Here is a 14,053-nt window from a genome sequence, read left to right on the forward strand (position 1 = left end):
TCTTTTGGTTTAAACAGCGTCTATCTGGGCTCAAGGCGACGTCCAACGGATGACTGAACAGAAAGACATAGTACGACGAATATCTTAAACAACGATATAACAAAGCGTCGGCTTTTACCGGGTAAACATTCTGAAATAATCACATACGTAAATCATAAATAAAAATGCATACATTTTATCTATATATACCTGTCTGACCAGAGTTGACCTGCGTCAAATAAAACCACTTAATCAATCTTCTTTTAAAAAAAACTTCCACCTTTGGTATTTCTTAAAAATGAACTTTGTAAATCTTGTAATAAGCCATTAGATATAGAAATAAAAGAAACAGGACAAGGAAACTAACTTCATTAAAGAACACACCTCAGAATACTTTCTCCCTGAAAGATAGCCGCCTTGCCTGCCTGCGCGTATTCCGACTCGTACCAGGCCACAATTAACCGGTTTGAACGGCTGACTAATAAAAGACATTTATTTGGAAAATATAAAGCAATTATTCAGATCTAAAAGGAAATGCCAAACTAAAAATACGGCAGCCATTAAATATAAAACGCCTGATTTAATGAACTTTCAGCGGAACTTCCTTATTGAATTACACCATGCATTAAAATATCATCCCGCCGTCGAACAGTTCTTCTGTCTCTTCTGTTATATAAATGAAAGCATAATGGCTGAATTATTTTCAGCTTACTCATGCTGACTATTTTTTGTTGAGGGATTAATAAATGCATGCATGGAATAAAAAGTTCTTCGTTTCTAAAATAGCGCTGGCCTGCGCTGTTGCAGTAACAGCACCTGCGGCGATTTCAGCTGATATATCTGGCACCGTATACGATACGTTCTATCATGACTCTGCTCTGGCGGGTCATATCGGCTATCGTGGATATGTGGATGATGACGGTACGGATAACAGTTACGCAGGCGGAGACATCTACTCTTCAATCAATAACGCTGTTGTTAATGGCGTTATTTCTACTCACTATTTGGGCTTTGATAACAACAATAGCAACACGCTGAATATCACCAACACGACTGTCAACGGCATGATTACTTCTGAGTGCATGACGAGCGATTGCGGCGAAGCGCGTAATGATTATGATCAGTCGCCTTTGCAACTGACCATTGATAATTCCACGATTAATGATACTTACGAGCACTTCGATTACGACGTAACTGATGCCAATAAAGTGCGTGATCACGAAACTCTGAATACCTACGATATGGGTGTTGCGGTGACATTGGATCAGGAAAGTGACATTGTTATTAAAAATAACTCTCATGTCGCTGGTATTGCGCTGACGCAAGGCTACGAGTGGGCTGATACTGACGTTAATAACAGCAATACGTTTGATAATACCCTGACAGTTAATGACTCCGTACTGACTTCTGGTTCATACACAGAATTGCAGACCACCGGTTTCTACGGCCAGTCTGATAAACCAAGCGATTACGGCAATATTAGTGCCGCAGGCTCTCAGGCAGACGACGTCGCTTTATCTGTTGTTGCAAATGCAACAGCTGATAACGCAATGAAAACCAATGCCGTATTCAATAACTCAACCATCGCCGGTGACGTCGCTTTTGTCAGCACCTTCGACGAGAACTATTACGTCGGTGGTTATGACAGCAATGCGGATGGTGTGCTGGATACCAATGGCTGGGATGACACAGACGAACTGAACGTGACGCTGGACAATGGCAGCAAATGGGTTGGCGCAGCCACCTCTGATGTTCAGATGGACTCAGCACTCTATAACCGCAGCACTAACAGCATCTGGCCGGGTTCTGTTTTTAGCAGCACCAATGGCTATCTGATTGGTGATGACGTTTATCAAAGCGGTCTGTTCAATGTTGCACTGAACAACGGTTCCGAGTGGGACACAACCAAATCATCAAACATTGATGATCTTACCGTCAATAACCGCTCCCAGGTGAATGTTGTTGAATCTGGATTACTGGCAGATCACATCTCTCTGACCAATGCATCAACCCTGAAAATTGCCGCACATGGCGGCGTTAAAACCGATGTACTGAGCCTTAACTCAGGCAGCCAGGCATCACTGACCGAAGAAAGTGCGGCACTTTATGCCAATACCATCATTGTAGGCAGCGGTTCTGAACTGAACTTAGGTCTGGGTCAGGTGGATACGCATAATATGGTTCTGACTGATAACGGTACTTTTGATATCGGTAGCCGTGAATATGTTCTTAACGCTGATATGAACAACGCACGCGACAAAACTGCCGCTGACTATGTTTATGATCAGGGCACTATCGGTATCAACTCTGATGGTCACCTGTCCATCAATGGTGTGACTAACGGTAATTATCAGGTACGTATTGATAACGCGACAGGCGAAGGCCAGGTTGCTGATTATCAGAATAAAGAGCTGATCCGCATCTACGGCGGCAATGCGACCTTTACTCATGCTAACACCGCTGATCTGGGGGCTTATAAATATCAGGCTGAACAGTATAACGATACTGTAGTGCTGGCTAAGCAAGGTATTACCTCTACCGCCAATGCTGCTCTGAGCCTGCCTTCCTCCAATGCAGCAACCTGGCATATGGAACAAGACACCTTAGAAAACCGCATGAACAGTTCACGTCACACCCAGGGCAATGACAAAGGCGGTGTGTGGGTTAACTACTTTGGCGGTCAGCAAAACGGTGACAACGGCGTAATTGATTACGATCAGGACGTTAATGGCATTATGGTTGGTCTGGATAAAGTCACCGAAGGCGGTGGCGAACGCCAGTGGCTGGTCGGTATGGCAGCAAGCTTCGCCAAATCCAGCCTGTCTATGGATGATGCAGATGCGGATACTGACAGCCAGTCAGCACGCGTTTACTCCAGCCTGAACTTCAACAATGGCGCATTCTTTGATTCCTCTCTGAGCTACAGCCACTTCAGCAACTCTGCTGACAGCACCATGAGCAACGGTCAGCAAGTATCAGGTGATAGCACTACTGATGCATGGGGCTTTGGTCTGAAACTGGGTTACGACTGGAAATTCGCGCCTCAGGCTTATCTGACTCCATACGCAAGCATTACTGGCGTGTTTATTGGCGATGACGATTACAGCATGAGCAACAATATGCATGTCAGCGATCAGGCTTATGACAGCGTGCGTTATGAGTTGGGGGGTAACCTGGGTTATACCTTCGATCTGGGTGCAGATCAGGCCATCAGTCCTTACGCGACTCTGGCGTATGTGTATGAAGATGCTAACAACGATGCAAACATCAATGGCGACCGTATCGATAACGGCGTTGATGGTTCTGCTGTCCGCCTTGGTTTAGGCGGTCAGTTCGACATGAACAAGAACTTCACGGTTTACACAGGCGTCAACTACCTCGGCGGCAGCGATGTTGATCAACCATGGGCAGCAAACCTGGGTATGAAATACCGCTGGTAAAATGCCTGCCTGATAATACTCTTCAGTAAGGTATTGGCCCCTTTAACGGGGCCAATTTTTTGGTCAACTTCAGGGCGTTGCTGATTAGGAATCTGCTGCAATGACATTTCCTTAAAAATAACTTCTACTATGCTGATCATTATCCTGAATAATTCAGGAGCAGATATATAGGGAGTTTCAGAATGGGTATCGTTAAGACGATTATTGTGTTGGCCGTGATTTACGCTATTTTTCTTTTTTCAGGATACGGCGTGACGGTCGGGAGCAGCGAGAATGCAGCGGGATTAGGTCTGAAATGTCAGTACTTAACGGCCAGAGGGATTGTCAGCTCTCAGTATATTCATTCTGACAGCGGAGTCATTGGCGTCGCTAACTGTCCGATTTTCAAAAAAGTCGGCGAAGTGGTCGATAATAAATAACACACATTTTGAGGTTGTCATGCCCGTCAGTACGGGCATGACAATAGTTTTTAGCTGTCGTGCTTAGTGAATTTCAGTTCAATCAATGAAATCGCTTTTTCAATTGCACGTTTAGTTACCGGATCGGCACCCGCCGGATGCTTGCTGAAATCAATGCTTTTCAGCTGATGGGACATCTTTTCGCGCACTTCTGCCGGCGCAATAATTTCAATCACATCCAGAATTTGCTTAATCACCAGCTGGCATGCAACCAGATCAGATTCAATTTCCTGTTCTCTGTTTAAAGATTCGGACATGAGCTGCTCCTTCCATTACGTCATTCATAAAAATTATGGCCGCGAGGATATCATGCCCTTTATGGAAATTCTCTTTTCTGCCATTTCTGCCCTTTATCCCTCTTTTCAACCGGACAAATATGCAGCAAACGCGCGCTCTTACATTTTTTTAAGGAGACATTAGTTCTATGCTTAATCTGATGACAAAGAAGGAGACGCGCTATGTTCGCTCTAGTTTTGACCATTTGTTATCTGGGCGGAGGATGTGAAGACCTGGTGGTAGATGCCTTTAATACTCAGAAACAATGCACCGTTGCAATGCATCAGCAGGGCTTGCGGCAGGCCGGCTGCTATCCTATTGAAGATTTTATTGATGGCTATTGGATCCCGGCGCACGAAAACGCGGATTTCTGATCCACTGTGTTGCCTTTCACAGAGTAATAACAAAAGTCTCATAAAGATTGCCAAAGTGTCTGAACAAAGGTATGAATATCCTGTTACTCATTGATATTTAACCATATTGACAGGGCAGGAAATGGCAATGACGATACGTAAAACTTATGGAAGCTTTAAAAAAATACCTCTCGCGCTTCTTCTCTCCGCCACCTTTATGGCCTCTTACACCACTTACGCTGCGACCGTTCCCGCAGGTGTAGAGCTGGCGGCCAAACAGGAAATTACCCGCAACAATGGCTCTGAACCCGCTTCTCTTGATCCGCATAAAGTGGAAAGCGATGTGGAATTCAACATCCTCAGCGATTTGTTTGCCGGATTGGTCACTACCGATAGCAAGGGTGACGCGCAGCCTTCGCTTGCCGGTAGCTGGCAAACCAAAGATAACAAAACCTGGGTTTTCCATTTACGTCCCGGCATTGTCTGGTCTGATGGCTCACCGATTACCGCGCAGGATGTGGTTTTCAGCTGGCAACGCCTGATCGACCCGAAAACAGCTTCACCTTATGAAAGCTATCTCGGCAGCATGCATGTGCTGAACGCCGCTGATATCATTGACGGCAAAAAACCCGCCGATCAGTTAGGTATCAAAGCGCTGGATAAACAAACGCTTGAGATTACTCTCGATCAGCCGCTTTCCTATTTCCTCGGCATGCTGGCGCACCCTTCACTTTCACCCATCAGCCAGGCAGATGTTGAAAAATACGGTGATAAGTGGACTCAGCCTGGAAATCTGGTCAGCAGCGGTCCTTTCAAACTCGATACCTGGACAGTCAACGAACGCATCACTGCCGTCCGCAACCCGAATTACTGGGACAATGCGCACACCGTCATTAATAAAGTGACGTATTTGCCGATCGCGTCAGGGACGGCGGATGTTAACCGCTATAAAGCCGGTGAAATCGACATCACCTATACCGTACCTTCCCCGCTGTTCGCCTCACTGAAAAAGGAACTGGGCTCGCAGGTTCACGTCAGCCCTTACCTCGCCGTCTATTACTATGCGATGAACACGCAAAAACCGCCGTTTAACGATGTGCGGGTACGTAAAGCGTTGAATCTGGCCATTGATAAATCGATCATTGCCGATAAAGTGTTAGGTCAGGGGCAAACTCCGGCATGGCATTTATCGCCAGATAATACCGGTGGATTTACTTTCGCTAAACCTAAAGAAGCCAGCCTGACGCAGGAACAGCGTAATGCAGAAGCCAAAAAACTGCTGACTGAAGCCGGTTTCGGTCCGGATCATCCGCTGAAATTCAATCTGCTGTACAACACTTCTGAATCACATCAGCGCATTGCCATTGCCGCCGCGTCAATGTGGAAAAAGAATCTCGGTGTGGACGCTGTTTTACAGAATCAGGAATGGAAAACAATGCTCGACACCATGCATCAGGGGACGTACGAAGTTGTGCGTTATGCCTGGATTGCAGACTATAACGAGCCTTCCACTTTCCTGAATACGCTGCGCACAGGCAACAGCGAGAACACGCCGAAGTTCAGTAATGCAGCCTATGATCAGGCGCTGAATGATGCCCTGAAAGCGACGGATAAAGCCGACGTTGGCAAAGCCTATCAGCAGGCAGAGCAGATACTGACTGAACAATCTCCGGTTATTCCGTTATATCACTATGTCAGCGCACGTCTGGTGAAACCGTATGTCGGAGGCTTCAATGACAGCCTGCTTAATTATATTTACACCAAAGACTTGTACGTAATTAAGCACTAATGCTGCCAGCCTTTCCTTGCGGCAATTCATTACGTAAGGAAAGGCACTTCAAATCCCTTCAGCCCTCCTCTTTCTTTCCGTTAACCCACTTGCCACATGCCACTCAGATGGTAGATTGTACGTAAATCACACAAACGGGAGCTGTTATGAAATTCTCGGAAAGTGAGATCCAACCGCTTTGGGACGAAGTCGCGCGTATTATCGGTGATGGCGTGATTCAGATGCGCCACAGAGGTGAGCCGTTGAGTGCCGACGCGCTGATTGGGTATCTCGATGAACAACTGGTCACGGCCACCGGCGTCCAGCGCCGTATCCTGCTAGGTGCGGCGATAAATATGCTCAAAGCTGACCGACGTTCCTGATTTACAGACAACCAGAAACCTCGCAACCTTTTCGGGTAACGAGTCGTTTATCCATCATCAGCCTGCCGTTATTTAGATTGCGCCGCACGCCCCTGCGCAAATAAGAAAATGCGCTGCGTGATGTCATCTGCGCCGAGAATGTTTCCCTTCTGCTCCAGACTGGCTTTGGCATAAGCCACATCATGCGCCTGATCAACCATGCTGATCACCCGGTCACGAGTGGTTTTGTCCACAATTCCCAACAATGTCGTCAGAATGGCCTGATAGGCATTTGAGGCATAAGTCAGTTGTCTTTCACGTTGTTCCAGCGCGTCAATGCGAACCATCAGGGCCTGCAATTGCTCTTGATGCGTCATAGCGGCATCCTTCTTCACGGGTGGAAAATAACCGGAGACAGCGAAGTAGAAAGTTCTTCGCCGGTTACTGACATTAAGTTTAGCAGAGTTAAAAAAGTGAGACGTTGCACGTTCTCGGCTGACAATGTAAACCATTGTTCAATGAATCATTAAACACCCGTGCAGATGTAACTGCTACCTAACTCAAATGACCGACTGCGCCGTGCTGTACGTCGCGGATACGTAACATCAGCAGCACCTGCTTACAGATAGCAAAATGACAGGCGCATACCGGATATGACATTTTCTGCCACAGCATTATTTGTTCATTTTGGAGAGATCAGGTGAAAAAAACGGTTCTGGTTGTAGCGATGATGACCATGCTTTTGGTGAGCTCACTGGCGCAGGCAGAAGGCTGCCTGAAAGGTGCGGTCGTCGGCGGAGTTGCGGGTCACCTGAAACATCACGCTGTCATCGGGGCGGTCGCCGGATGCGCTATCGGACATCATCTGGCGGCGCAGGCAAAGAAACAGCAAGCAGCCAGCGGTAAATAACCCGGTCAGGGCTGACGATGCCCTGACTTAGCAAAACGTTATTCAGGCACAACAACCACGCGGTTACGCCCTTCTTGTTTGGCTTTGTATAACGCCTCATCGGCTCGTTTCAGTGACGTCTCCGGTTCGCCCTGCTGCTGATTCCAGTAAGAAACCCCTAATGAAATCGTAATCGGGCGGATCCCCGGCAGCACCCGTATTTCCACATTCTGGCGCAGACGTTCGGCAATCATTTCTGCTTCTGCCAGTGTCGTGTCCGGCAGCAACACCAGAAACTCTTCTCCGCCCACGCGGCACAGAATGTCACTTTCACGAGCGTTATGCCGGATTTGTTCGGCCAGTGACCTGATCACTTCATCACCGGTGTCGTGCCCGTAAGAATCATTGATCGACTTGAAGTGGTCGATATCCAGCGCAATGGCAGAAAACTGCTGACGCATTTGCACCACTGATTCCAGTGCCATGGCCAGCCCGCGCCGGTTGAAGAGGCCCGTCATCGGATCGGTCTGGGTTTCGAATTTCAGTTTGCCGATTTTCTTCTGCAATAAATTAATGCCAATCAGCAAAGCACGCTTGAGCTGGTTCGACTCGAAATACCACGAAGGGATCTCACGTATGTTGCTGGAAATATCAGGCTTATCCATTTCGTTAGCACTTCGCGCCAGTAACCAGAGCGGCCGAGCTATCATTCTGGAGAACAGCCAGACACAAATCAGCGTCAGCAGCGCGAGTGGCGTCAGATGTTTCAGCACTTTGACCATTAGCCCTTCCAGCGGCTTAAGAGTCGAACTCGTCGGCCGCTGAGTAATAATTTCCCAGCCCGACGAAGGAACAACAGCGTAACCGGCGAGCATGTTCTGCCCGGCAAGATTCGTGACCATCAGGCTGCCATTGGATTCTTTTCTCACTGCCTCGGTCAGCGGACGAGGCTTCAACACTTCTCCGATGCGATAGGCATCCGGGTGATAGAGAATGCGGCGTTCTTTATCGAGCACGGCAATGTAAGAACCGTCGCGATAATAATGCTCGCCCAGCAGCTCATTCAAAATACTCTTCTGGCGCAGGTAAATCGTACCTGCGATGTATCCGAGGTATTTACCTTCAGGGGTAAAAATCGGTGTCGATATCACGACCACCAGATTCTGCGCGACAGAGGTATAAGGTTTGCTGATCAGCGGGCGGCGTTCTTTCAGTGCTTCAAGCGCACCCGGCGTTTTCAGAATATGGCCCACCAGTTGCAGACTGTCCGGCGACGTCGCCAGTATCCGCCCTTGCGCATTAGTGAGCACCACGGAATTAAAGCTGTCGGTCTGATATTTGAGGCGTGCGGTTTCAGATTGCAGAACGGCAGGATCGTCAAAATTTCTCGCCGCGATCACGCTGCTATAGGCAAGCTGTTTCTGCATGCTTTTTAGAAACTGTTCAGTGCTGGCGGCCAGTTTCGTCGCGTAAACGCGGTTCTCTTCGAGCGTATTGTCGATAAGTAACTGGCGCTGAACACGATAGCTGGCATAAAAGCTGTTGGCGAGCGTCACAAAAGCGCTCATCACAGCTAAAATCAGAATCAGGCGTCGCAGATCAATACGAAACAGAGAGCTTGAAAGGAGTGAGCGCAACAAAAAGTCATTCCTGTGTCAAAAAGTGGCTCATATTTAACATCGCAGCCCCCCGATGCACAATAAGGTCGAAAAAATAAACTATTATCCGTATGAATCCCCGACAAAAAATTGTACTTAGCCTTAGCAGACTTAACTCAAATTATTGATATTGAAATTTTTTATGAAACGTTGCCCTTGTTCACAGACATTTATCGGTTACTCGCGGACATAAAAAACGGAGGCATTAAGCCTCCGTTGTTTCTTCAACAATATCGCAATTACATATTTGCGATCATGTCGTCGGCAAACTCGCTACATTTCCGCAGCTTAGCGCCTTCCATCAGACGTTCGAAATCGTAAGTCACAGTTTTGTTGGCGATAGCGCCTTCCATGCCTTTTACGATCAGGTCTGCGGCTTCGAACCATTCCATATGACGCAGCATCATTTCTGCGGACAGGATGATTGACCCCGGGTTCACTTTGTCCTGACCGGCATATTTCGGTGCAGTACCGTGAGTGGCTTCGAACAGCGCGCAATCAGAACCGATGTTTGCGCCCGGTGCGATACCGATGCCGCCAACCTGCGCCGCCAGGGCGTCGGAGATGTAGTCACCGTTCAGGTTCATACAAGCGATCACGTCATATTCAGCAGGACGCAGCAGGATTTGTTGCAGGAACGCATCCGCAATCACGTCCTTAATGATGATGTCTTTGCCGTTGTTCGGGTTCTTGATTTTCACCCACGGACCGCCGTCGATCAGCTCACCGCCGAACTCTTCGCGCGCCAGCTGGTAGCCCCAATCCTTGAAGGCACCTTCGGTGAACTTCATGATGTTGCCTTTATGAACCAGCGTCAGTGAATCACGATCGTTGGTGATAGTGTATTCAATCGCCGCGCGAACCAGACGCTTGGTGCCTTCTTCGGAGCAAGGTTTGATACCGATACCACAATCTTGTGGGAAACGGATTTTCTTCACACCCATTTCGTCTTGCAGGAACTTGATCACTTTATCTGCTTCAGCAGAACCGGCTTTCCACTCGATACCCGCATAAATATCTTCGGAGTTTTCGCGGAAGATAACCATGTCAGTGTCTTCCGGACGTTTAACCGGGCTTGGAGTGCCGGTGTAATAACGAACCGGACGCAGGCAGATATACAGATCGAGTTGCTGGCGAAGTGCCACGTTCAGGGAGCGAATGCCGCCGCCAACCGGAGTTGTCAGTGGGCCTTTGATAGCAACACGGTAATCACGGATCAGGTCCAGAGTTTCTTCTGGCAGCCACACGTCCTTGCCGTACAGTTCTACGGATTTCTCGCCGGTGTAGATTTCCATCCAGGAGATTTTACGCTCGCCTTTATAGGCTTTCTGAACAGCCGCATCAACGACTTTGATCATGGCTGGGGTTACGTCAACACCGATGCCATCACCTTCGATAAATGGGATAACAGGATTATTAGGAATGACCAGTTTACCCTGAGCGTCTACTGTAATCTTTTTACCTTCAGCCGGAACAACTACTTTGCTTTCCATTAACCTCTCCTTCGAGCGCATTTTTGTTAAAAATTTGTAAGATGCCGGTCGATATTACTCGAATATTTCTCGCTAGCCAATCCGAAACATTTTTCAAGTATAATGCGCTAATTCTCTCCAACTTCAATGCCTATGAACCCGCTATCTTTTAAAAATCACAACGTTAAACGTTTCAGCAAAAGGCTTGCCAAAGAACAATCTGCCCCAAAAGGGCCGAGAAAGGTGATCCTTTTCAATAAACCCTTTGATGTCCTGCCACAATTCACTGATGAGGCCGGTCGGGCAACACTTAAAGATTACATTTCGTTAACAGATGTTTATGCCGCAGGCCGTCTCGATCGCGACAGCGAAGGTTTACTGGTGCTGACCAACGATGGCAAACTGCAGGCTGCGCTGACCCAGCCGGGCAAACGCACCGGCAAAGTTTATTATGTTCAGGTCGAGGGCGAACCGGATGACGCCGCAGTAAAAGCATTGCGCGAGGGCATCACACTCAAAGACGGGCCGACACTGCCCGCGGGTGCTGAAATTGTTGATGAGCCGGAATGGCTGTGGGCCCGCAATCCGCCAATCCGTGAGCGCAAATCTATCCCGACGGCGTGGTTGAAAATCACGTTATACGAGGGAAGAAACCGCCAGGTACGCCGCATGACGGCACATGTCGGATTCCCGACGCTGCGCCTGATCCGCTTTAGCATGGGCGAGTTCACCCTCGGCGACTTACAACCCGGCCAATGGAAGGAAATTCCACATGTTTAAACCGCACGTTACTGTCGCCTGCATCGTTCAGGCACAGGGAAAATTTCTGGTTGTCGAAGAAACCATTCACGGCAAAGTCACCTGGAATCAGCCTGCCGGTCATCTCGAGGCCAATGAAACCTTAGTCAGTGCCGCAAAACGTGAGTTGTATGAAGAAACCGGTATCCGCGCGGATCCACAATATTTCCTGGGTTTGCACCAGTGGCAGGCACCCGACGCCACACCATTTCTGCGTTTTGCCTTTGTGATTGACCTGCCAGAAATGCTGGAAACCGCGCCGCAGGATGATGATATCGACCGCTGCCGCTGGGTGACAGCCGAAGAAATTATCGGTTCTGCGCAACTGCGCTCGCCACTGGTGGCGGAAAGTATTCGCTGTTATCAGCAATCTCCGCGTTATCCTCTGGAAATTCTGCACAATTTCAACCTGCCGGAATAACCCTCCCCTGCCGGTTGTTGCCACGTGGTGAATCAGCGATGCAGCAACCGGCCTGACGTGATAAAATTTTGAGCTTCACGATTTACCTCGCGTGAAATCGTAGTAAAGCAGTGCCTCTCTGTCCGGGTTTCTGTGGTGTTCGGGTTCTGAAGTGTTTTAGTTGCGCGCGGCCTTCATCCTCGTGGGACAAACATCAGAAAAAATACCAACAGTACCGGGCAATTAATTCATGTGTTTCGGGACTATTATGTCTGACAACAGCCAGAAAAAAGTGATCGTCGGGATGTCCGGCGGTGTCGATTCCTCTGTCTCTGCGTACCTTCTGCAACAGCAGGGTTATCAGGTTGAGGGCCTCTTCATGAAAAATTGGGAAGAGGATGACGACGAAGAATATTGCACAGCAGCCACTGACCTTGCCGATGCGCAAGCCGTGTGTGACAAGCTGGGTATCCAACTGCACACTGTGAATTTCGCGGCGGAATATTGGGACAACGTGTTCGAATTATTCCTTGAGGAATATAAAGCCGGACGCACGCCTAACCCGGATATTCTGTGCAACAAAGAAATCAAATTTAAAGCCTTCCTGGAATTTGCGGCTGAAGATCTGGGCGCGGATTACATCGCAACCGGTCACTACGTGCGCCGCCAGGATATCGACGGTGTCAGCCATTTGCTGCGCGGCGTTGACGGCAACAAAGATCAGAGCTATTTCCTCTACACGCTCGGTCACGAACAGGTCGCACAAAGCCTGTTCCCGGTCGGTGAGCTGGAAAAACCGGAAGTTCGTCGTATCGCCGAAGACCTGGATTTGATCACTGCGAAGAAAAAAGACTCTACCGGCATTTGTTTTATCGGTGAGCGTAAATTCCGTGACTTCCTTGGCCGCTATTTACCGGCACAACCGGGCGTGATTAAAAGCGTTGACGGTCAGGTGATGGGACAGCATCAGGGACTGATGTACCACACACTCGGCCAGCGTAAAGGTCTGGGCATCGGCGGCCAGAAAGACGGCAGCGAAGAACCGTGGTACACGGTGGAAAAGGATGTGGAGAACAACATTCTTTACGTCGCACAAGGACACGAACATCCGCGCCTGATGAATGTCGGTCTGATTGCACAACAGCTGCACTGGGTCGATCGCAAAACGCTGACCGCACCGCTGACCTGTACCGTGAAAACGCGTTACCGCCAGGAAGATATTCCGTGCGTGGTGACACCGCTTGGTGACGACCGCATCGAGGTACGTTTCGATGCCCCCGTTGCTGCCGTTACACCGGGTCAGTCTGCAGTATTTTATCAGGGTGAAATTTGTCTGGGAGGCGGCATCATCGAACAGCGCCTGCCGCTTCAGGCCTGATACGCAGTAAATATATCGTTGAATACGGGACGCTTTCGGGCGTCCCGCGTTATTTCTGCCCGACTGTGATGCCCTGCACTGATTCCGAACTGTGTTTAGAGGCAGTTTTATGGCATGATCTGTCGCCATGAATTTGGGCTATTTCATTGTCACTGCGTCTCATCGTTTCAAAACGCTTACAGGAGTAAACGTGGCTAAAAATTATTATGACATTACGCTGGCTTTGGCGGGTATCTGTCAGGCAGCGCGCCTGGTTCAGCAACTGGCACACGAAGGCCAATGCTCGCAGGAAGAAATGTCAGTGTCACTGCGCAGCCTGCTGGAGATGAATCCGGCCTCAACGCTGGCGGTTTACGGTAATAATGAAGCCAATTTAAAGATGGGACTGGAGACGCTGCTGGGTGTGCTGAACGCCAACCGTCAGGGGCCGGGCGCTGAGTTAACGCGTTACGCATTAAGCCTGATGGTGCTTGAACGCAAGCTGTACGCCAATAAAGCCGCAATGAATCAGCTCGGTGAACGTATCGATCAACTTGACCGCCAGCTTGCGCATTTCGAGCTTGAATCTGAAACGATGATTAGCTCCCTGGCCTCGATTTATGTCGATGTGGTTAGCCCGGCGGGTCCGCGCATTCAGGTCACAGGTTCACCGGCCATTTTACAAAACCCGCAGGTTCAGGCCAAAGTTCGCGCCATCTTACTGGCCGGTATCCGCTCTGCGGTGCTGTGGCACCAGGTCGGCGGTGGCCGCCTGCAACTGATGTTTTCCCGTAATCGCTTGTTTGAACAGGCGAAGAATATTCTCGCTCATTGTTAATAAGA

Annotated in this window: 14 protein-coding genes; 10 read left to right on the forward strand and 4 right to left on the reverse strand. The window is 48.9% G+C overall.

The genetic code is table 11. From position 1 onward, the window contains the following. Positions 1–725: 725 nt before the first annotated feature. Both J1778_RS07195 and J1778_RS07200 read left to right on the forward strand, forming a co-directional pair. Positions 726–3,419: an autotransporter outer membrane beta-barrel domain-containing protein gene (locus tag J1778_RS07195; protein ID WP_217172593.1), complete on the forward strand. Its 2,694-nt coding sequence runs from the start codon at positions 726–728 to the stop codon at positions 3,417–3,419. A 182-nt stretch (positions 3,420–3,601) separates the two neighbouring features. Beyond that, positions 3,602–3,838: a YobH family protein gene (locus J1778_RS07200; RefSeq protein WP_112291078.1), complete on the forward strand. Its 237-nt coding sequence runs from the start codon at positions 3,602–3,604 to the stop codon at positions 3,836–3,838. Positions 3,839–3,888: 50 nt separating this feature from the next. On the opposite strand, the gene J1778_RS07205 is transcribed toward J1778_RS07200, so the two are convergent. Next, positions 3,889–4,134, reverse strand: coding sequence for a DUF2766 family protein (locus J1778_RS07205; protein ID WP_015697897.1), 246 nt, complete (start codon positions 4,132–4,134; stop codon positions 3,889–3,891). A gap of 201 nt (positions 4,135–4,335) precedes the next feature. Between J1778_RS07205 and J1778_RS07210 the strand changes: the two genes are divergently transcribed. From J1778_RS07210 to J1778_RS07220, 3 genes are all read left to right on the forward strand, one after another. After that, on the forward strand, positions 4,336–4,527 hold the full coding sequence (locus J1778_RS07210; RefSeq protein WP_095921376.1) for a YdfD/YebW family protein: 192 nt from the start codon (positions 4,336–4,338) through the stop codon (positions 4,525–4,527). A 127-nt stretch (positions 4,528–4,654) separates the two neighbouring features. Then, a complete protein-coding gene (locus tag J1778_RS07215; RefSeq protein ID WP_217172594.1) occupies positions 4,655–6,295 on the forward strand; it encodes an ABC transporter substrate-binding protein in 1,641 nt (546 codons plus the stop codon). Between the two features lie 146 nt (positions 6,296–6,441). Next, a complete protein-coding gene (locus J1778_RS07220) occupies positions 6,442–6,657 on the forward strand; it encodes a hypothetical protein (RefSeq protein ID WP_217150930.1) in 216 nt (71 codons plus the stop codon). Between the two features lie 68 nt (positions 6,658–6,725). Here J1778_RS07220 and J1778_RS07225 read toward each other — a convergent pair whose 3' ends face one another. Beyond that, positions 6,726–7,013, reverse strand: coding sequence for a hypothetical protein (locus J1778_RS07225; protein ID WP_217172595.1), 288 nt, complete (start codon positions 7,011–7,013; stop codon positions 6,726–6,728). A gap of 350 nt (positions 7,014–7,363) precedes the next feature. Between J1778_RS07225 and J1778_RS07230 the strand changes: the two genes are divergently transcribed. Further along, positions 7,364–7,546 (forward strand): hypothetical protein, encoded by a 183-nt coding sequence (locus tag J1778_RS07230; protein ID WP_217172684.1) that lies wholly within the window; start codon positions 7,364–7,366, stop codon positions 7,544–7,546. A 38-nt stretch (positions 7,547–7,584) separates the two neighbouring features. Here the strand turns inward: J1778_RS07230 and J1778_RS07235 are convergent, their stop codons facing one another. Together J1778_RS07235 and icd are read right to left on the reverse strand one after the other, a co-directional pair. Further along, complete coding sequence (locus tag J1778_RS07235) at positions 7,585–9,093, reverse strand: sensor domain-containing diguanylate cyclase (RefSeq protein ID WP_217172685.1); 1,509 nt, start codon at positions 9,091–9,093, stop codon at positions 7,585–7,587. A gap of 329 nt (positions 9,094–9,422) precedes the next feature. Then, positions 9,423–10,676: an NADP-dependent isocitrate dehydrogenase gene (icd, locus tag J1778_RS07240; RefSeq protein WP_112291085.1), complete on the reverse strand. Its 1,254-nt coding sequence runs from the start codon at positions 10,674–10,676 to the stop codon at positions 9,423–9,425. A 132-nt stretch (positions 10,677–10,808) separates the two neighbouring features. On the opposite strand from icd, the gene rluE reads away from it, so the two are divergent. The 4 genes from rluE to hflD all read left to right on the forward strand — a co-directional run bounded on the left by rluE (position 10,809) and on the right by hflD (position 14,048). Beyond that, complete coding sequence (gene rluE, locus J1778_RS07245) at positions 10,809–11,435, forward strand: 23S rRNA pseudouridine(2457) synthase RluE (protein ID WP_217172596.1); 627 nt, start codon at positions 10,809–10,811, stop codon at positions 11,433–11,435. Beyond that, positions 11,428–11,874 carry an NUDIX hydrolase gene (locus J1778_RS07250; protein WP_217172597.1) on the forward strand — a complete coding sequence of 149 codons (447 nt, stop codon included), beginning with the start codon at positions 11,428–11,430 and terminating at the stop codon, positions 11,872–11,874. Before rluE ends, J1778_RS07250 begins: the two co-directional genes overlap by 8 nt. Before the next feature lie 247 nt (positions 11,875–12,121). Then, the gene (gene mnmA, locus J1778_RS07255; protein ID WP_217172598.1) at positions 12,122–13,231 is read left to right on the forward strand and encodes a tRNA 2-thiouridine(34) synthase MnmA; all 1,110 of its coding nucleotides are present in this window, start codon (positions 12,122–12,124) and stop codon (positions 13,229–13,231) included. 190 nt (positions 13,232–13,421) lie between these two features. Further along, positions 13,422–14,048 (forward strand): high frequency lysogenization protein HflD, encoded by a 627-nt coding sequence (gene hflD, locus J1778_RS07260; RefSeq protein WP_112291091.1) that lies wholly within the window; start codon positions 13,422–13,424, stop codon positions 14,046–14,048. Positions 14,049–14,053: the final 5 nt, after the last annotated feature.

The sequence above is a fragment of the Rahnella bonaserana genome, from assembly GCF_019049675.1.
Lineage (GTDB): Bacteria > Pseudomonadota > Gammaproteobacteria > Enterobacterales > Enterobacteriaceae > Rahnella > Rahnella bonaserana.

Coding starts and splice junctions, on each gene's coding strand:
- J1778_RS07195 (WP_217172593.1), top strand. CDS start 726: ATGCATGCATGGAATAAAAAGTTCTTCGTTTCTAAAATAGCGCTGGCC.
- J1778_RS07200 (WP_112291078.1), top strand. CDS start 3,602: ATGGGTATCGTTAAGACGATTATTGTGTTGGCCGTGATTTACGCTATT.
- J1778_RS07205 (WP_015697897.1), bottom strand. CDS start 4,134: ATGTCCGAATCTTTAAACAGAGAACAGGAAATTGAATCTGATCTGGTT.
- J1778_RS07210 (WP_095921376.1), top strand. CDS start 4,336: ATGTTCGCTCTAGTTTTGACCATTTGTTATCTGGGCGGAGGATGTGAA.
- J1778_RS07215 (WP_217172594.1), top strand. CDS start 4,655: ATGACGATACGTAAAACTTATGGAAGCTTTAAAAAAATACCTCTCGCG.
- J1778_RS07220 (WP_217150930.1), top strand. CDS start 6,442: ATGAAATTCTCGGAAAGTGAGATCCAACCGCTTTGGGACGAAGTCGCG.
- J1778_RS07225 (WP_217172595.1), bottom strand. CDS start 7,013: ATGACGCATCAAGAGCAATTGCAGGCCCTGATGGTTCGCATTGACGCG.
- J1778_RS07230 (WP_217172684.1), top strand. CDS start 7,364: ATGATGACCATGCTTTTGGTGAGCTCACTGGCGCAGGCAGAAGGCTGC.
- J1778_RS07235 (WP_217172685.1), bottom strand. CDS start 9,093: ATGAGCGCTTTTGTGACGCTCGCCAACAGCTTTTATGCCAGCTATCGT.
- icd (WP_112291085.1), bottom strand. CDS start 10,676: ATGGAAAGCAAAGTAGTTGTTCCGGCTGAAGGTAAAAAGATTACAGTA.
- rluE (WP_217172596.1), top strand. CDS start 10,809: ATGAACCCGCTATCTTTTAAAAATCACAACGTTAAACGTTTCAGCAAA.
- J1778_RS07250 (WP_217172597.1), top strand. CDS start 11,428: ATGTTTAAACCGCACGTTACTGTCGCCTGCATCGTTCAGGCACAGGGA.
- mnmA (WP_217172598.1), top strand. CDS start 12,122: ATGTCTGACAACAGCCAGAAAAAAGTGATCGTCGGGATGTCCGGCGGT.